Raw genomic sequence first — 16,857 nt, forward strand, 5'->3', positions numbered from 1 at the left:
CGGGCCGTCTCAGCCCGCGTCGCGCTCCTCGTCCACGTCGAAGTCGCCTAGGTGCACAGGCGGGTGGGGGAGCCCGGCCGCGGCCAGCACCGGGGGGAGCAGCCCGCCCATCCCCTCCGGATGGACGGACTCCGAGGTGGTACGGAGCTCGTCCACCGTCCACCAGTGATGGCCGTACGTGCCCTCGTCGGTCGCCACCCGCATCCCCGACACCTCGGCGGCCGAGACCCGGACCGGGCGGTACTCCTCGTACTGGTCGTAGTGCCGGCCGTCCACCCCGAACAGGATCTTCCGGGTCCAGACGACCGGTCCCAGCCGGGCGGCGGCCAGTTCCAGCGCTGTCTCCTCGCGGACCTCGCGCAGCGCCGCCGCCACGTAGTCCTCACCGGCCTCCACCCCGCCGCCGACCGTGAACCACCAACGCGCCCCCACCCGGCGCGGATCGCGGCCGCACAGCAACAGCAGCCGGTCGCGCTCGTCGGTCAGCAGGACCCGGGACGCGCACCGCTTCCGTATCACCATGGGCCAGGACCCTACCCAGGGCCGCCCGGCCCCCTTCCGGCTCCCGGCTCAGGCGTAGAAGTCCCGCTGCCAACGGTGCTTCGCCAGTACGGCGAGCTGGTCCTCGGTGAGCGGATGCCCGTCGCTCAGCGCGGTGTTGCACTCCACGTTGCGCACGCTGCGCATTCCGGGGATGACGGTGGAGACCGCGGGCGAGCTCAGTACGAACCGCAGCGCGTGCTCCGCGACGGCGTCCGGTTCGATGCCCAGGTCCGCGACGATCGCCGCCACCCGGCGCTCGACCTGGGCGGGGCGGTCGTCGCGGAAGTAGCGGTTGCGCCAGTCGCCCTCGGGGAACGTCGTGCCGGCGGTGATCCGGCCGGTCAGCCCGCCCTCGTCGAGCGCCACCCGGACGATGGCCCCGACACCGTGCTCCTCGCAGGCGGGCAGCAGTTCGTCGGCCGGTGACTGGTCGAACACGTTGTAGATGACCTGCACGCTGTCCACCGCACCGCTGCGGACCAGCGCGAGCGCGCTCTCGGGCCGGTGGTCGTTGACGGAGACGCCGAACAGGCGGATCTTCCCCTCGCGCTTCAGCTCGGTGACCGTCTCCAGCCAGTCCCCGCGCCCGACCCACTCGTCGTGCCAGACGTGGAACTGGAGCACGTCGAAGTGGTCCAGGCCGGACGCGCGCAGACTCGTCTCCAGGGTCGCGCGGATGTACTCGCCCGGGAACGCCTGTGCCGGGTCCGTGCCGTCCGCCGGGGGCCAGACCCCGTTCTTCGGCGGCACCTTGGTCGCGACCAGTACCTCGTCCCCGGCCCGTTCCCGTACCACCTGCCCGACGATGCGCTCGCTCTCGCCGTAGCCGCGTGCCGTGTCGATGAAGTTCACGCCGAGGTCGACGGCCCGGTGGAGGGCGCGGAGGGATTCGTCCTCCGTCGCGCCCACCCAGCTGGACTCGCCGATGCCCCAGGCGCCGTAGCCGATCTCGGACACCGACATTCCGCTGCGTCCCAGCTCGCGGTAGCGCACAGCCATCCTCCACGTCATCGTCCGGGCCGGCCGGGGGCAGTGGCCCCGTACCGGCAAACGACGTCGACGATAGGCGACTCGCGCGCCGGGGGCAGGTGGTTTTCGGTGCGGCCGGCGGGGGAGCGGCGCCCGGGGCTACGGGGTGACCAGGCTCTGGACCGTGACCGGGTCGTCCACGCTCACCACGCCCTCGCAGACCACCGCGTTCTTCGCGCCGAAGCTGACCCGGTTCCCGTACTCCGCCTCGCGGCGGTAGGTCGCCAGGGTCCGGACCGGCTCCGGACCCCGGCGCAGGCCGGTGAGCTGGTCGACGAGCGGGACGCTGCACCGTGTCGCCCGTACCGAGTGGGCGAGTTCGACGGAGCCCAGGGTCATCCGGCGCACCCGGTCCTCGAAGTGCGGTTCGTCCTTGCCGGTCAGCACGATGTTGGGGCGGAAGCGGTCCATCGGGACGGCCGCCGCGTCGCCCCGTGCGGCGATACGGGAGTTGAGGTCGTCCAGGGAGGCCGTCGAGGTCACCAGTACCGCGTGCGCGTCCGCGAAGTTGACCTTGCCCGGGGTCTCGCCCCAGCCGTCCCGGTCGAAGCCGGGGGCCGCCCGCACCAGGCGGGACTTGGCGCCGAGCACGTCGGAGAACCACTCCGCGACCACGTCCCCCTGATCGACGGCCGCGCCGAGGGGGCGGTCGAACATGCTGACGTCGCGGCGCGGGCCGTCCCGGTCGACGTCCAGGAGCAGGGGCTCGACGCCCTCGGCCGAGAGTGCCAGCGCCGCCCCGGACCGCAGGACGGCGACCTTGATGGCGGCCATCGCCGGGTGGGTGCGCTGGCTCCGGAAGGCGCCTTCGGCGGCGTCCACCACCATGAAGGTCCGGTCGTGTTCGAGGCCGGTCCCGACGACCTGCGCGGACTCTGTGGCGGTCCCCGCGCAACCCTTGACCGGGTAGTACACCAGCTCTCGCACGGTGATCGTCATGATGTCCTCTCCGGGGAAAACGCTGGGGCCGCCATCATCCCATTCGCTCGGCATGATGTAAGTTCCCTTTGGGAACTTAAGTGGTACGGAGAGGGGAACATGCCATGACGCAGGCGCTGTGGGCCGAGGTCGACGACTACTTCAACGCTCTGCTGGTGGGTTCGGACGAGGCCCTGGACGCGGCCGTGGAGGCCAGCGAGAAGGCCGGGCTGCCGGCGATCCAGGTCGCGGCCAACCAGGGCAAGCTGCTGAACCTGCTGGCCCGGCTCCAGGGGGCGCGCACCGTGCTGGAGATCGGCACCCTGGGCGGGTACAGCACCATCTGGCTGGCCCGCGCGCTTCCCGAGGGCGGCAGGGTCGTCACGCTCGAAGCCGATCCGGAGTGCGCCGAGGTGGCGCGACGGAACATCGAGCGCGCCGGTCTGTCCGATGTCGTCGAGGTCCGGGTCGGCCTGGCCCTCGACACGCTGCCGGCCCTCGCGGAGCAGGGGTACGGGCCGTTCGACGTCGTGTTCATCGACGCCGACAAGCCGAGCAACCCCGACTACCTGGCCTGGTCCCTGAAGCTGACCCGGCCCGGGAGCCTGATCGTCGCGGACAACGTCGTGCGTGACGGAGAGGTGGCCGACGCCACGAGCGAGGACCCGAAGGTGCGGGGCGTGCGCCGGTTCACCGAACTCGTCGCGGCCGAGCCGACCCTGACCGCGACCGCGCTCCAGACCGTCGGCACCAAGGGCTACGACGGCCTGCTGATGGCCCTGGTCACGGAGTAGCCGCCGCCCGCGCCGGGCGGGCATGGAAGGGCCCCCGCGAGTCATGTCCTCGCGGGGGCCCTTCGTTCATCCGCCTGCCGGGTGAAGGTTGAGAAGACGATCACGAGGCAGGACGTCAGGGGTGCGCTCCGGTCCCCGTCAGGGGGCGAGCAGCAGTACGTCCGCGCGCTCCTTGGCGGCCGCGTACCGCTTCGCCACGTCCTGCCAGTTGACGACGCGCCACATCGCCTCGATGAAGTCGACCTTCTGGTTCTTGTACTGCAGGTAGAAGGCGTGCTCCCAGGCGTCGAAGACGAGGACCGGGACCGAGCCCTGGCCCACGTTGCCCTGGTGGTCGTAGACCTGCTCGACGATCAGCTTGCCGCTGACCGGCTCGTACGCGAGGACGCCCCAGCCGGAGCCCTGCGTGGTGGCCGCGGCCTTCGTCAGCTGGGACTTGAAGCCCGCGAAGGAGCCGAAGGACTCGGTGATCGCGTCCGCGAGGCCGCCGACACCGTCCGCGGCCAGCGGCTCGCCGCCGCCGTCACCGGTCATGTTGTGCCAGTAGATCGAGTGCAGGATGTGGCCGGAGAGGTGGAACGCGAGGTTCTTCTGGAGCCCGTTGATCGCTCCCCAGGCCTCCTTGTCGCGTGCCTCCTCCAGCTGCTCCAGGGTGTCGTTCGCGCCCTTGACGTACGCGGCGTGGTGCTTGTCGTGGTGGAGCTCGACGATCTGCGGATTGATGACCGGTTCGAGCGCCGCGTAGTCGTACGGGAGTTCCGGGAGCGTGTACGTGGCCATGGTTCGAACCCTCCAGCTGCTGTCCTGTTGTTATTGCAACCTATATGCAGGAGCAGGCTAACAGCAGGAGCGACTGAGGGGAGATCAGCCCTTTGGACCAGGTCTCCGGTCCGAGGGGGGATCAGGTCTCCGGTCCGGTCCGGCCCGGGTCTCGGTGTGCGCGCGGAGAGTCCCGCCGGATGGGTGACGGGTCCCTCCGACGGGCGGCTGAGGGTGGAGGTGCCGTGCGTGGCCGTCCGCGGCGCGCCCTCGGGATACAGCGCTGAGCCTTTCGTCCTAATATTTACCTTTAGATAGTGTTTGCGTACCCCGTGTTCCATAATCGATCGACGGAGGGCCGAGTCCTTGACCGGCGAACTGGGCAGGCTGGAGGCGCTGCGGCTGGCCGGGCTGACGGCGGCGGCCGACGCGGGCATGGACCGGTTCGCGGGGCTGGTCGCCCGGTTCCTGCGCGTCCCGGTAGCGCTTGTGTCGCTGCTGGAGACGGACCGGCAGGTCTTCCCGGGCATGGTCGGTCTCCAGGAGCCCTGGGCGGGGCGGCGGCAGACCCCGCTCACCCACTCCTTCTGCCAGCATGTCGTCGCCAGCGGCGAGCCCCTGATCCTCGGCGACTCACGGCGGTACCCGCTCACCTGTACCAGCCTGGCCATCCCCGACCTCCAGGTGATCGCCTACGCGGGGATGCCGCTGACCGACGCCGACGGCCAGGTCCTGGGGTCGCTGTGCGCCATCGACCACCGGCCCCGCGAGTGGACCGAGGCCGAGCTCCGCGACCTCGACGACCTCACCGCCGCGTGCTCCGTGGAGTTGCGCCTGCGCATCGCCAGCGAACAGATCCGGCGCGACCGGGACCTCGCCGACCTGCTGCTGCGCGCCTCGGTCGAACTGGCCCACGGGCATGACCTGACCGACATCGTGCGCCGGCTGCGCGGGCTGTTCGAGGGCCCGGTCCAGCCGCCGTTCGTGGGGCTGCTTCTCGCCGACGGGCGGGGGCTGCGACGGGTGATCGACCCGGAGCGCGTACAGCCGGTGGAGAGCACGCTCCACCGCTTCGAGGGAGGGCGTGGATTTCCCAGCCTGCGCGCGATGGCGGAACAGCGGACCATCTTCGTCCCCGACCGGGCGGCCCTGCTCGCCGACTACGGTCCCGAGGCCGTCGCCGGGTACGACTCGTTGTCGCTCGAATCCGCACTGTGCGTGCCGCTGGCCAACGCGCGGGGGGTGCTGCTGTGGTGCTGGGCCGACTCCCACGTCCTCGGCGTGACCGAGCGCGCGGTCCTGACGGCGGTCGCCGGGTACGCCGGGCAGGCGGTGGAGCGCACCCTGTTCGTCGAGAACCGGCTCAGCGCCGCCGAGCAGCTCCAGGCCGCCATGCTCACCGAGCTTCCCGCCGTGCCGGGACTGGAGATCGCCGCCCTGTATCTGCCCGCCGCCGACCAGGACATGGTGGGCGGCGACTGGTACGACGCCTACCGGCTTCCGGCCTCCCCGGACGGTGGACCGGGTGGGCTGATGCTGTCCATCGGAGACGTCATCGGGCACGACATGGCCGCCGCCGCCGTGATGGGCCAGGTCCGCAGCATGCTCCGCCAGGCCACCCTTGGGCACCCCGGCCACTCGCCCGCCGCCGCGCTGGCGGCTGTCGACCACAGCTTCGCCGTACTGCCACTGGGGCCGGGCGGCACCGCCGTGCACGCCCGCCTGGACCCGGGCGCCGGTCACTGGCGGCTGACCTGGTCCAACGCCGGGCACCCGCCGCCGCTGCTACGCCTGCCCGACGGCCGCGTGGAGACCCTGCGGGAACACGATCTGCTCCTGCTCGGCTCCCTGAGCGGCCAAGGCCGCCACGACCACGTGTACGAGCTGCCCCCGGGCAGCGTGCTCGTCCTGTACACCGACGGACTGGTGGAACGCCGGGACAGCGACATCGACGCACGGATCGAGCAGGCGGCGGTCGCCGTGTCCCGGCACGGTGACCGCCCGCTGTCCCTGCTGCTGGAGACGTTGTCCCGGGAGACCCAGGACACGCCTCATCGCGACGACGTGGCGATCCTTGCCGTTCGTGTCACCAACTGACCCCGCCGGCCCGGCGGGGCGCCCGCTGCCGGGCCCCTCAGCCGGCCGTGCCCGCCGACCGCCGCTGGCGTACGACGCCGATGACGATCAGGACCAACGTCAGCGCGCCCGTCGCCAGCAGCTGGTCGCGGGTGTCGGGCTGGCGGAGCATCAGGACGAAGATCTCCACCATGGCCAGCAGCGCCACCACCGTCAGGACCGGGAACAGCCACATCCGGACCACCAGCTTCTGCGGCTCCTCGCGCTCCAGCCGGGCGCGCAGGATCAGCTGGGAGACGGCGATGAAGATCCAGACGACCAGGATCACCGCACCGGTCATGTTGAGCAGCCAGGGGAACACGTCGTCGGGCCGCCAGTAGCTCAGCAGCACGCACAGGAAGCCGAACACGGAGGAGACCAGCACCGCGCGGCGCGGCACACCGGACGAGATCCGGCCCAGCCGCTTCGGGCCCTGCCCCCGGGCCACCAGCGAACAGGCCATGCGCGAGGCGCCGTAGATGTTCGCGTTCATCGCGGAGAGCAGCGCGATCAGGATGACCACGTTCATGATCTCCGCCGCGCCGCTGATGCCGAGGTGGTCCAGGGCCGCGTAGAAGGGGCCGACCGACACGACCTTCGGGTCGTCCCACGGGACCAGTGTGACGATGACCGCCATCGAGCCGACGTAGAACAGCGCGATCCGCCACATTGCCGTCCGCACGGCCTTCGCGACACCCCGCACCGGGTTCTCGGACTCGGCCGCCGCGATGGTGACGGTCTCCAGGCCTCCGTACGCGAAGACGGAGGCGAGCAGCCCGATGACCAGCCCCTCGGAGCCGTTCGGCATGAAGCCGCCCTCGCCGCTGAGGTTGGCGGTGCCGGGCGCGTCCGTGTCCGGGAGCACGCCCAGGATCGCCAGTACGCCCAGCACCAGGAACAGCGTGATCGCCACGACCTTGAGCGCGGCGAACCAGAACTCGAACTCACCGAACTTCGTCACCGAGGCAAGGTTCGTCCCCAGGAACACCACCATGAACAGCGCCACCCAGGCCCACTCCGGTGTTCCGGGCAGCCAGCCGGTGACGATCTTCGCCGCACCGATCCCTTCGAGGCCGACGGCGACGCAGAGCAGCACCCAGAACGCCCAGCCCGCCGTGAACCCGGCCCAGGGCCCGATCGCCCGGTCGGCGTGCACGGAGAAGGAGCCGGACGCCGGATTGGCGGCCGACATCTCGCCGAGCATCCGCATCACGAGCATGACCAGCAGCCCGGAGCAGGCGTAGGCGATGACGATCGAGGGGCCGGCCGCGGCGATTCCCGCGCCGGAACCGACGAACAGCCCGGCGCCGATGACCCCGCCGAGGGCGATCATCGACAGGTGGCGCTGCTTGAGCCCGTGGGTGAGGGCCGAATCGGTCCCGTGGCCGGAGGTGACCGCAGGGGTGCCGGTGGGGGGAGGCACGGTGGTCCGAGGCATGGACGAGCTCTGTTCGGTCGGTGAGACGGGGGGACGTGTCCCAGTCTGGACGCGCGCACCGCTCAGGCGGAACGGACGTCCGCTATACGGTCACGGTGCTCACACAAGGTGTGCACCGAGCTGCCGGGGGCGGCCCGGTGCCGAACTTCCTTCATGGGTTCGCCGTTTAGAGGGAGTCAACAGTCGGCTCCTCCCGCACCTCCCCGCCGAGGGGTGGTTGATCCGCTCCGACCTCCGTGATGAGCATCACGTCCAGGGATGATTGTGTGTCGCGCTTTGTGCGAATCCCACTAAGCCCTCAAGCACCCCTTTGTGGGCCGCTGACGGTGATCCAGTGTCGCTCCGTCGGATAGCGTCAGGCTCAGCCCTCCACCCACCTGCCCTCACCCGCGGAGTCCCGATGAGTACTGCTGCCGCCGCCCCCGTCCGCACCGGAGCGGTCCTCGCCGACCTGCTGCCCGCCGCCCGGCACCGCTACGCGGTGGACACCGCCCTGGTGCTCGGCGGCGCCGCGCTCACCGGCATAGCCGCCCAGATCGCCGTGCCGGTCCCCGGCTCGCCGGTCCCGGTCACCGGCCAGACCTTCGCCGCGCTCCTGGTCGGCACCGCGCTCGGCGCCCGCCGCGGCTTCCTCGCGCTCGCCGTGTACGCGCTCGTCGGCATGGCGGGCATGCCGTGGTTCTCGGCCGGCAGCTCCGGCCCCGGCGGTGCCTCCTTCGGCTACGTGCTCGGCATGCTGCTCGCCGCGACCGTGGTCGGCGCCCTGGCCCGCCGGGGCGGCGACCGCTCGGCGCTGCGCACGGCGGGCACCATGGTGCTCGGCTCGGCCATCATCTACTCGGTCGGCGTGCCCTACCTGGCGCTGTCCACCGGCATGTCGGCGAGCGCCGCGATCGCGGCGGGCCTGACGCCGTTCCTGCTCGGTGACGCGCTGAAGGCGGCGCTCGCGATGGGCGCGCTGCCGGCGTCCTGGAAGCTCATCGGCCGTCGCGGCTGACGCCGTAGGCGCCACCGAAGAGGCTCGCCGGGTCGTAACGCGACACCAGACCGGCGAGCCTCTCGCGCGTCCGGGCGTCGTGGAAGCCCTCCGTGCGGTCCCCGCCGCCGAAGGAGAAGTTCAGCGAACGGCCCACGGCGAGCGGGGCGAGGCCCCGGGCCACCTCCTCGTACAGCGCCCGGACCGAGGCCACGTCCGTACCGTCCAGCGGTGACAGCAGTCGGAGCAGGAACCCCGCCTCGCGGAACGGCACCGCGTTGCCCGCCGACGGGGCGGTGGCCAGGGCGCCGCCCAGGTGGTTGAGCTGGACCACGGTCATCATCGGGGCCCCTCGGCCGGTCAGCTCCAGCACCCGCACCGCGTGCTCGGGGTCCAGTCCGCTGAGCATCAGCCCGTCGCCGTAGTAAGCGTGGGGGAACGGCGGATCGTTGTGGATGGCGGGGCTGTCGGTGTACGGCATCTCCCGCAGCGAGTCCGCCAGTACGGGCCCGATCGCCCGCAGCGGCGCGACCAGGCGCTCGCCCTCGGCCGGGGTGCCGCTGCAGGCGACCCGCACCGAGACGACGTACCGGCCCCGCATCGCCTCCGGCACCTGCGGGATGTCCGGGTAGACGAGTGCGGCCACCGACGACGTCAGCGCGTCGGGCACGGTCCGGACCCACTCCAGGTAGCGCCGGACCACCTGCGCGGCCGTCCCGCCGTCCCCGTCGAAGGCGAGCGAACCGCCGTACAGCCGGTCCACCGGGACGAGGCCGGTCTCCAGCCCCGTCACCACGCCCAGCCGGTGCCCGCCGCCGCGCAGCCCCCAGAACAGCTCGGGCTCGTCCTGCGGGCCGACATGCCGGGCCACCCCGTCGCCCGTCACGACGTCGAGCGACCGCACGTGGTCGGCGGCGTACCCGAACTCCCGGCCCAGGATCCCCAGCCCGCCGCCCAGCGTGTAGGAGACGGCGCCCACGCCGGGCGCGGAGCCGTTCAGCGGGGCGAGGCCGTGCGGTGCGGCCGCCTCGGCCACCTGCCCCCAGGTGGTGCCCGCCCCGATGACGGCGGTGCGGCGCACCGGGTCGATCCGTACGGAGTCCATCCGGCCGGTGTCGATCAGGACCCCGCCCTCCACGGCGCCCGCCAGCCCGTGCCCGGTGGCGTGGACGGTGACCCGGAGCCCGTCCGAGGCGGCGCGGGCCACGGCCTCGCGCACGTCATCGGGCCCGGCGGCCGCGACGACGAGGTCCGGGCGGACTGGGAAGCCGGTCTGGAAACCGGACGGGGGGCCGGTGGGTGAGGCAGTCATGGCGGAGGCTCTCCACTCGCTCGCTCGATGGCTTACGAGGGAGAGCCTCCCCGCTATACCTGACAGTTTCCGTCAGGTATGCGCACTCGTTCAGGTGTGCGCGCTCATTCGGCGGAGGTGTCGGCCGGGGCGCCGCGGCGACGCCCGCGCACCTCCCGCACCAGCGAGACGGCCACTACCAGGACCGCGACCAGCAGCGAGAGCAGCACCTGCTCGCGTCCCGCGTCATCGGTCAGCATGTAGACCAGCACGAACGAGATCATCGCGATGGTCGCCCAGGTCAGGTACGGGAAGAGCCACATCCGCACGACGAGCTTCTCGGGCGACTCGCGCAGGATGATGCCGCGCATCCGCAGCTGGGTGAAGCAGATGACCAGCCAGACGAACAGGGCGACCGCGCCGGAGGAGTTCAGCAGGAACGCGAAGACGGTGTCCGGCCACTGGTAGTTGAAGAAGACCGCGACGAAGCCGAAGACGACCGAGGACAGGATGGCCGCCTGCGGCACGCCCCGCTTGTTGGTCCGGGCGAAGGCCTTCGGGGCGTCACCGCGGCCGCCGAGCGAGAAGGCCATCCGGGAGGCCGTGTAGAGGCCGGAGTTGAGGCAGGACAGCACGGCCGTCAGCACGATGACGTCCATCACCTGTCCGGCGTGCGGGATGCCGATCGAGTCGAGCGCGGCGACGTAGCTGCCCTTCTCCATGATCGAGGCGTCGTCCCACGGCAGCAGCGTCAGCACGACGAAGATCGAGCCCAGGTAGAAGACCGCGATCCGCCAGATCACGCTGTTGGTGGCCTTCTGGACGGCGCGCTGCGGGTTCTCCGACTCGCCGGCCGCCAGCGTCACGATCTCGCTGCCCATGAAGGAGAAGACGACCATCAGCACCCCGGTGAGGATGGCGCCCGGCCCCTTGGGGAAGAACCCGCCGCTGTCGGTGAGGTGGGCCAGCCCCGAGCCGGCGTTGTCCGAACCCGGCAGTATGCCGAAGACGGCGAGCAGCCCGACGATCACGAAGGCGCCGATGGCGACGACCTTGATCCCGGCGAACCAGAACTCGAACTCTCCGTACGAGCCGACCGAGACCAGGTTCGTCGCGGTCAGCACCAGCATCACGATGAGCGCCCAGGCCCACTGCGGGACGCCCGGCACCCAGCCCTCCAGGATCTTGGCACCCGCCGTGGCCTCGACGGCGAGCACCACGACCCAGAAGAACCAGTAGAGCCAGCCGATCGAGAATCCGGCCCAGCGGCCCAGCGCCTGGTCGGCGTAGGCGGAGAAGGAGCCCGACGCCGGACGGGCGGCGGCCATCTCGCCGAGCATCCGCATCACGAAGACGACCATCAGGCCGACCAGGGCGTACGACAGCAGGATGGCCGGTCCGGCGGCGGCGATGCCCGCGCTCGACCCCACGAACAGGCCCGCGCCGATCACGCCGCCGATGGCGATCATCGAGAGGTGACGGTTCTTGAGACCGGCCTGGAGCCCGTCCTCGGGGCCCTTGCGGTCCGGCCCATCGGGCTGTTGGCCCGGTCCGGCCAGAGTCGTCTGCGACGTCATGGATCGAATCCTCACGTTTTCGGATCGCTCGGTTGCGTGCCCGCCGCGGCACGGTGGTGAGCGGCGAGCGTTGCATTGAAGCCCGGTGAACCCTGAAAGCGGAACCCCTGCATCCACATCGTTGACACGATCGTTGCCTCAGTGGCTTCGCCGCACACAGGGTCCGCACATCAGGGCCACACCGCACCCCGTCGTCGGTTACCCGGCGAAGCTCGTGCCACACTCCTCCCATGCGCGTGTACCTCGGCTCCGACCATGCCGGTTACGAACTCAAGAACCACCTCGTCGAGTGGCTCAAGGCCCAAGGCCACGAGGCCGTCGACTGTGGTCCCCACATCTACGACGCCCAGGACGACTATCCGCCGTTCTGCCTGCGTGCCGCCGAGAAGACGGCCGCGGACCCCGACAGCCTCGGGATCGTCATCGGCGGCTCCGGCAACGGCGAGCAGATGGCCGCGAACAAGGTCAAGGGCGTTCGCGCCGCACTCGCCTGGAGCGAGCAGACCGCCGCGCTGGGCCGCGAGCACAACGACGCCAACGTGATCTCCATCGGCGGCCGGATGCACACCGAGGAGGAGTGCGTGAAGTTCGTCGAGATCTTCCTCGCCACCCCGTACTCCGGCGAGGAGCGGCACAGCCGCCGTATCGCGATGCTCACGGCGTACGAGAACACCGGCGAGCTCCCTCCGGTCCCGGCCCACCACCCGCAGCAGGGCTGACCGCCCCACCGCCCCCGCCGTGCCGCCGGAGCCCCCGGCGGCACAGCCATGTCCGCACCACCGCCTCATCCAGGAGGGCCGCCGCCGTGCCCGAGGGCCACACGATCCACCGCCTCGCGGCGGACCACCTGGACCGGTTCGCCGGACGGCCGGTGCGGGCGAGCAGCCCGCAGGGGAAGTTCTCCGACAGCGCCGCCCTGCTCGACGGCCGGGTGCTGGACGGCGTGGACGCGCACGGCAAGCACCTCTTCCTCGGCTTCGAGAGCACCGGCTGGGTCCACATCCACCTCGGCCTGTTCGGCAAGCTCGGATTCGGTACGGCCCCGGCCCCGCCGCCCACCGACACGGTCCGGCTCCGCCTGCTGAACGACGAGCACTACGCGGACCTGCGCGGCCCCACCACGTGCGCCCTGATCACCGGCGCCGAGAAGCAGGCGATACACGACCGGCTCGGCCCCGACCCGCTGCGCTCCGACGAGGACGGCGAGCGGGCCTGGCTGCGGATCTCCCGGAGCCGGATCACCGTGGCCGCCCTGCTGATGGACCAGAAGGTCGTCGCGGGCGTCGGCAACGTGTACCGGGCGGAGGTGCTGTTCCGGCACGGCGTCGACCCGTACCGCGCCGGCAAGGACCTCTCGCGGCGTGAGTGGGACGCGATCTGGGCGGACCTGGGCGAGCTGATGCGCGAGGGCGTGCGCAACAACCGCATCGACACGGTCCGCCCCGAGCACCTGCCCGAGGCGATGGGCCGCCCGCCGAGGGTGGACGACCACGGCGGCGAGGTCTACGTCTACCGCCGTGCGCGGCAGGCCTGCCACATCTGCGGCACGGAGATCCGCACGGCGGACCTGGCCTCCCGCAACCTGTTCTGGTGCCCCACCTGCCAGCCCCGCTGACCGAGGCGGCGCCGGGCCGCCGGTGTCCTCAATCGCCGGACGGGCTTGATTTTCGAGCCCGTCCGGCGATTGAGGACGAAGCGGCTCGCCGGTCGCACCCGCCCTAGAACCCCCGGGGCAGCCACGGCGCAACGTCGGACAGGAACGCCGACGACGCCTCCGCCACCGCACCCGTCCGCAGCTCCCGTACCCGCCCGGCCAGGGCCAGCGCGCGCAGCGACTCACCGCCCAGGTACACCGCCCCCAACTCCCGCACGGACAGGGCCAGATCCGCCGCCTCCTCGGTGCGCTTGCACGACGCGCCCCCCTTCGCGTCGGCCGTCAGCCGCCAACGCCCCGCGTTCCAGGGACAGAACGCGTCCTCGACCTCGAACACCACGTCCACCGGCCCCCGGTAGCTCCGCGCCTCCAGCGCCGCGCCCACGTCCACCAGCCGCACGTACAGCGAGTCCCGGACCCGGATCTCGCACCGCCGCACGTCCGACACCAGGTGCAGCACCGCGTCGTCCACCGGCCGGTTCCGCGCCTCGATGGTCGTCGTCAGGTCGATGCCGAAGAGGAACCGCCACAGAGCCGCGTACGCCGCCGGGTCCAGCGCGGCCAGATCGCTCACCGAGACCCGGCCCTTGGGGCCCGACAGCTCCCAGTCCGGTTTGATGTGGAAGTTGGCGTACCCCACCACCTCGCAGTCCCGCTCGGCCAGCACACACTGCAGCGCCGAACCGCCCTGCCGCGAACTCACCGGGTCGACCAGCGACTTGCGCTCCCAGCCCGGACCGTGGGCCGGGGTGCCGGGACGGCCCGGCACCAGGCGGGCGTACACGCCCTCGCAGGCCGCGACCGCCTCGTCCTTCTTGGCGTGCCGCAGCCGGATCCCGTCCGTGCCCTCGGGGACGTCCAGCCGCACCCGGTCCGTATCGATCGACAGCGTCATCTGGCGGCTCGCCGCCCCGTACCCGTAGCGGCCGTAGATCGCCGGCTCCGACGCCGTGAGCACGGCGAGCGGTTCACCCAGCGCCCGTACGTCGTCGAGCTGCCGGCGCATCATCGAGGTCAGCAGCCCGCGCCTGCGGTGGGTGGCCGCGACGCTGACCATCGTCACGCCCGCGGCCGGCACCAGCGCACCGCCCGGAACGGCCAGCCGGAAGCTGAACGCCCCCGAGGTGGCGACCACATCCGGGCCGTCCCAGATCCCGAGCGACCGCTCGTGCTCGGTCAGCGCCGCCTCCAGCTCACGCTGCTCAGGCGGTTCCGCGACTCCTCCGAAGGCGAGCTCCAGGCACTCGAACCATTCGTTCCATTCGGACGGCCGCAATACGCGGAGCTCTGTAGTCATATGCCATGCCTACCAGGGGCGCGACGGACAGGCGACCCGATTTCGAACGCATTGTCACAGGGGTCCCCCTGCACCGGAGGCCGTCGGGTGGATAAGGTCCCCGCAATGGCCCGACGCGCAGGAGCAGACACCTACCCGGCCCGATTGCGGAAATCGGCGCACCGGGTACGCAGCACGCTGCGCAGATCCGGCGTCGACTACTTCCGGGGTGACGGCTCCGACTGGATCGCCCTGGCCGCCCTGTTGCTGATCATCCCGGCCATCACCTGCGGCACCCTCCTGAACCCGGTGTGGTGTTCACCGACGGCGCTCGTGCTGCCGATCGTCGCCGGCGGTCTGGTGCTGCGGCCCGCCAGTCTGCTCGGCCTGTACGCGGCGGCCGCCGCCGCTCTGATCGTCGAGTCCATCTGGCTCGGCCCGTTCAAGGACGGCACGGTGGGGGTCACACCCGGAACCGTGCTGACGGTCGCGGCCTGCGGCTTCTTCGGGCTGGTGCTCGCCCAGTTCCGGGCCAGGGTCGGCGTGCCGTGGCGGCGCGGCGGCACCATGCTCTTCGACCTGCGCGAACGCATCCGGGTCCAGAGCGCGCTGCCCCGGCTCCCGCAGGGCTGGCACCGGGAGATGTCGCTCCGCCCGGCGGGCGGTCAGTCCTTCTCCGGTGACTTCGTCGTGGCGGCCAGGACCAACGGCGGCCGCACCCTGGAGGCCGTGCTCACCGACGTCTCCGGCAAGGGCATGGACGCGGGCTCCCGCGCCCTGCTGCTGTCCGGCGCCTTCGGCGGGCTCCTCGGATCGCTGCCGCCGCACGGCTTCCTGCCCGCGGCCAACGGCTATCTGCTGCGCCAGGACTGGGACGAGGGCTTCGCGACCTCGATCCATCTGGTCCTGGACCTCGAATCCGGCGACTACGAACTCCTCTCGGCCGGCCATCCCCCCGCCCTCCAGCTCCACGCCGGCAGCGGCCGGTGGGAGGAGAAGGCGGCGGAGGGCCCTCTGCTCGGGGTGTACGACGGGGCGCAGTTCGACGCCGTGAAGGGCTCGCTGGCCCCCGGTGACGTGCTGATGCTGTTCACCGACGGACTCGTCGAGACGTCCGAGCGGGACATGGCGGAGGGCATCGACCGGCTGACCGGCGAGGCCGACCGCTATGTCTCGACGGGCTTCGAGGGAGCCGCCTGGCACCTCATCGAGGCGTGTGCCAAGGACGTCAACGACGACCGGGCACTGCTCCTGCTGTCACGCAGATCCTGAACCGTACGCAACCGGACCGAACCGGGCGTACGTCAACAGCTTGCGGCCCGTCACCGGATCGGGGCCGGCGCGGCGTCGCGCCCGCCCGGCAGGATCCTGGCCAGCCAGTGCGATCGTCCGGCCACCAGCGGGGCCAGGACCGCGAGGACGAGTACGTAACCGGCGATGAACGGAGCGAGCCGTTCGTCGAGTCCCGCGCCCGCCGCCATCGTGGCGAGGATCAGCGCGAACTCGCCGCGCGCCACCAGGGTGGTGGAGATGTTCGCCGTGGCCTGCGGGCCGAACCCGTACAGCTTGGCGGTGGCGATCCCCGCGAGGACGTTCATGGCGAGGGTCACCGCGACGGCGGCCAGCACCGCCCACAGCACGACCGGCAGATCGCCGGGGTTGATGGAGAGGCCGAAGGCGAAGAAGAAGATCGCGCCGAAGGCGTCCCGCAGCGGGTGGACCAGTTTGAGGATCCGCTCACCGGATGACGTGCTGCCGAGCATCAGTCCCACCATGAAGGCGCCGATGGCGTCCGCGACCCCGAACCACTCCGAGATGCCGGCCACCAGGACCGCGGCACCGAGGAAGGAGATGACGAGCAGCTCGTCGTCCTTCGTGTTGATCAGCTTGCTGATGAGCCTGGTGCCGAACCGGGCGGCCAGGGCCAGCGCCAGCAGGAAGCCGAAGGCCTTTCCGCCGTCGACCGCCGCCGCCGCGAGGCTGTCCGCGCCCGAGAGGATGGGCTGGAGGGCGGCCAGGTACAGCGCGAGGAACACGTCCTCGACGACGATGATGCCGAGGATCGGCTTGGTCTCCGGATTGCCGATCCGGCCCAGGTCGACCAGCACCTTGGTCACGATGGCCGACGAGGAGATGCCGAGCACCCCGGCCAGCACCAGCGCCTCCGACGTACCCCAGCCCAGCGCGAAGCCGAAGCCGAGTCCGGCGCCGACGTTCAGGACGAGATAGGCGCCCCCGGCGAGCGCCATCCTGCGCCCGCCCGCCTTGAGGTCGTCGAGGTGGAACTCCAGGCCGAGGTAGAAGAGCAGCAGCACCAGGCCGAGCGCGGAGAGCATCTCCAGGTCGTGCGGGTCGGCGACGAGGACGATGCCGGGGGTGTGCGGGCCGAGCAGGATCCCGGCCAGGATGAACAGGGGGATGGTCGGCAGCCCGATGCGGCTGCCGACGCGGGCGAGAACGGCGGCGGCGAGGAAGGCCCCGCCCATG

General features: G+C 71.5%; 15 protein-coding genes. 6 read left to right on the plus strand and 9 right to left on the minus strand.

Annotated features, from left to right (window positions below):
• Nucleotides 1-9 precede the first annotated feature (9 nt).
• From ACGFU6_RS14720 to ACGFU6_RS14730, 3 genes are all read right to left on the minus strand, one after another.
• Nucleotides 10-522 carry an NUDIX hydrolase gene (locus ACGFU6_RS14720; protein ID WP_393610928.1) on the minus strand — a complete coding sequence of 171 codons (513 nt, stop codon included), beginning with the start codon at nucleotides 520-522 and terminating at the stop codon, nucleotides 10-12.
• A gap of 48 nt (nucleotides 523-570) precedes the next feature.
• Nucleotides 571-1,536 carry an aldo/keto reductase gene (locus tag ACGFU6_RS14725; protein WP_393611195.1) on the minus strand — a complete coding sequence of 322 codons (966 nt, stop codon included), beginning with the start codon at nucleotides 1,534-1,536 and terminating at the stop codon, nucleotides 571-573.
• A 135-nt stretch (nucleotides 1,537-1,671) separates the two neighbouring features.
• Entirely contained in the window at nucleotides 1,672-2,511 is an 840-nt protein-coding gene (locus ACGFU6_RS14730) for an MOSC domain-containing protein (RefSeq protein WP_393610930.1), read from the minus strand.
• A gap of 104 nt (nucleotides 2,512-2,615) precedes the next feature.
• On the opposite strand from ACGFU6_RS14730, the gene ACGFU6_RS14735 reads away from it, so the two are divergent.
• Nucleotides 2,616-3,284 carry an O-methyltransferase gene (locus ACGFU6_RS14735; protein WP_393610932.1) on the plus strand — a complete coding sequence of 223 codons (669 nt, stop codon included), beginning with the start codon at nucleotides 2,616-2,618 and terminating at the stop codon, nucleotides 3,282-3,284.
• A 138-nt stretch (nucleotides 3,285-3,422) separates the two neighbouring features.
• Here ACGFU6_RS14735 and ACGFU6_RS14740 read toward each other — a convergent pair whose 3' ends face one another.
• Nucleotides 3,423-4,064, minus strand: a complete 642-nt coding sequence (locus tag ACGFU6_RS14740) for a superoxide dismutase (protein WP_024492596.1) — start codon at nucleotides 4,062-4,064, stop codon at nucleotides 3,423-3,425.
• Nucleotides 4,065-4,478: 414 nt separating this feature from the next.
• Here ACGFU6_RS14740 and ACGFU6_RS14745 point away from each other — a divergent pair, with 414 nt between their 5' ends.
• Nucleotides 4,479-6,140, plus strand: a complete 1,662-nt coding sequence (locus tag ACGFU6_RS14745; protein WP_393611196.1) for a GAF domain-containing SpoIIE family protein phosphatase — start codon at nucleotides 4,479-4,481, stop codon at nucleotides 6,138-6,140.
• 37 nt (nucleotides 6,141-6,177) lie between these two features.
• On the opposite strand, the gene ACGFU6_RS14750 is transcribed toward ACGFU6_RS14745, so the two are convergent.
• On the minus strand, nucleotides 6,178-7,596 hold the full coding sequence (locus tag ACGFU6_RS14750; protein WP_393610933.1) for an amino acid permease: 1,419 nt from the start codon (nucleotides 7,594-7,596) through the stop codon (nucleotides 6,178-6,180).
• A 400-nt stretch (nucleotides 7,597-7,996) separates the two neighbouring features.
• Here ACGFU6_RS14750 and ACGFU6_RS14755 point away from each other — a divergent pair, with 400 nt between their 5' ends.
• Nucleotides 7,997-8,593: a biotin transporter BioY gene (locus tag ACGFU6_RS14755; protein ID WP_123525991.1), complete on the plus strand. Its 597-nt coding sequence runs from the start codon at nucleotides 7,997-7,999 to the stop codon at nucleotides 8,591-8,593.
• On the opposite strand, the gene ACGFU6_RS14760 is transcribed toward ACGFU6_RS14755, so the two are convergent.
• Together ACGFU6_RS14760 and ACGFU6_RS14765 are read right to left on the minus strand one after the other, a co-directional pair.
• Nucleotides 8,574-9,884: an FAD-binding oxidoreductase gene (locus ACGFU6_RS14760; protein ID WP_393610934.1), complete on the minus strand. Its 1,311-nt coding sequence runs from the start codon at nucleotides 9,882-9,884 to the stop codon at nucleotides 8,574-8,576. The two genes, ACGFU6_RS14755 and ACGFU6_RS14760, sit on opposite strands and share 20 nt — an antisense overlap.
• A gap of 104 nt (nucleotides 9,885-9,988) precedes the next feature.
• Nucleotides 9,989-11,440, minus strand: coding sequence for an amino acid permease (locus tag ACGFU6_RS14765; RefSeq protein WP_393610935.1), 1,452 nt, complete (start codon nucleotides 11,438-11,440; stop codon nucleotides 9,989-9,991).
• 230 nt (nucleotides 11,441-11,670) lie between these two features.
• Between ACGFU6_RS14765 and ACGFU6_RS14770 the strand changes: the two genes are divergently transcribed.
• On the plus strand, nucleotides 11,671-12,159 hold the full coding sequence (locus ACGFU6_RS14770) for a ribose-5-phosphate isomerase (RefSeq protein WP_123525994.1): 489 nt from the start codon (nucleotides 11,671-11,673) through the stop codon (nucleotides 12,157-12,159).
• 86 nt (nucleotides 12,160-12,245) lie between these two features.
• Entirely contained in the window at nucleotides 12,246-13,055 is an 810-nt protein-coding gene (locus ACGFU6_RS14775; protein ID WP_393610937.1) for an Fpg/Nei family DNA glycosylase, read from the plus strand.
• Nucleotides 13,056-13,158: 103 nt separating this feature from the next.
• On the opposite strand, the gene ACGFU6_RS14780 is transcribed toward ACGFU6_RS14775, so the two are convergent.
• Complete coding sequence (locus tag ACGFU6_RS14780; protein WP_393610939.1) at nucleotides 13,159-14,391, minus strand: GNAT family N-acetyltransferase; 1,233 nt, start codon at nucleotides 14,389-14,391, stop codon at nucleotides 13,159-13,161.
• A gap of 105 nt (nucleotides 14,392-14,496) precedes the next feature.
• Between ACGFU6_RS14780 and ACGFU6_RS14785 the strand changes: the two genes are divergently transcribed.
• Nucleotides 14,497-15,642 (plus strand): PP2C family protein-serine/threonine phosphatase, encoded by a 1,146-nt coding sequence (locus ACGFU6_RS14785; RefSeq protein WP_393610940.1) that lies wholly within the window; start codon nucleotides 14,497-14,499, stop codon nucleotides 15,640-15,642.
• 50 nt (nucleotides 15,643-15,692) lie between these two features.
• On the opposite strand, the gene ACGFU6_RS14790 is transcribed toward ACGFU6_RS14785, so the two are convergent.
• On the minus strand, nucleotides 15,693-16,856 hold the full coding sequence (locus ACGFU6_RS14790) for a cation:proton antiporter (RefSeq protein WP_393610942.1): 1,164 nt from the start codon (nucleotides 16,854-16,856) through the stop codon (nucleotides 15,693-15,695).
• Nucleotide 16,857 lies beyond the last annotated feature (1 nt).

The sequence above is a fragment of the Streptomyces sp. NPDC048462 genome (assembly GCF_043200175.1).
Classification (GTDB): Bacteria; Actinomycetota; Actinomycetes; order Streptomycetales; family Streptomycetaceae; genus Streptomyces.

What these genes read in the sequence shown, in the direction of transcription:
- ACGFU6_RS14720 (WP_393610928.1), bottom strand. Translation starts at nt 522, where the DNA reads ATGGTGATACGGAAGCGGTGCGCGTCCCGGGTCCTGCTGACCGACGAG.
- ACGFU6_RS14730 (WP_393610930.1), bottom strand. Translation starts at nt 2,511, where the DNA reads ATGACGATCACCGTGCGAGAGCTGGTGTACTACCCGGTCAAGGGTTGC.
- ACGFU6_RS14735 (WP_393610932.1), top strand. Translation starts at nt 2,616, where the DNA reads ATGACGCAGGCGCTGTGGGCCGAGGTCGACGACTACTTCAACGCTCTG.
- ACGFU6_RS14740 (WP_024492596.1), bottom strand. Translation starts at nt 4,064, where the DNA reads ATGGCCACGTACACGCTCCCGGAACTCCCGTACGACTACGCGGCGCTC.
- ACGFU6_RS14745 (WP_393611196.1), top strand. Translation starts at nt 4,479, where the DNA reads ATGGACCGGTTCGCGGGGCTGGTCGCCCGGTTCCTGCGCGTCCCGGTA.
- ACGFU6_RS14750 (WP_393610933.1), bottom strand. Translation starts at nt 7,596, where the DNA reads ATGCCTCGGACCACCGTGCCTCCCCCCACCGGCACCCCTGCGGTCACC.
- ACGFU6_RS14755 (WP_123525991.1), top strand. Translation starts at nt 7,997, where the DNA reads ATGAGTACTGCTGCCGCCGCCCCCGTCCGCACCGGAGCGGTCCTCGCC.
- ACGFU6_RS14760 (WP_393610934.1), bottom strand. Translation starts at nt 9,884, where the DNA reads ATGACTGCCTCACCCACCGGCCCCCCGTCCGGTTTCCAGACCGGCTTC.
- ACGFU6_RS14765 (WP_393610935.1), bottom strand. Translation starts at nt 11,440, where the DNA reads ATGACGTCGCAGACGACTCTGGCCGGACCGGGCCAACAGCCCGATGGG.
- ACGFU6_RS14770 (WP_123525994.1), top strand. Translation starts at nt 11,671, where the DNA reads ATGCGCGTGTACCTCGGCTCCGACCATGCCGGTTACGAACTCAAGAAC.
- ACGFU6_RS14780 (WP_393610939.1), bottom strand. Translation starts at nt 14,391, where the DNA reads ATGACTACAGAGCTCCGCGTATTGCGGCCGTCCGAATGGAACGAATGG.
- ACGFU6_RS14785 (WP_393610940.1), top strand. Translation starts at nt 14,497, where the DNA reads ATGGCCCGACGCGCAGGAGCAGACACCTACCCGGCCCGATTGCGGAAA.
- ACGFU6_RS14790 (WP_393610942.1), bottom strand. Translation starts at nt 16,856, where the DNA reads ATGGGCGGGGCCTTCCTCGCCGCCGCCGTTCTCGCCCGCGTCGGCAGC.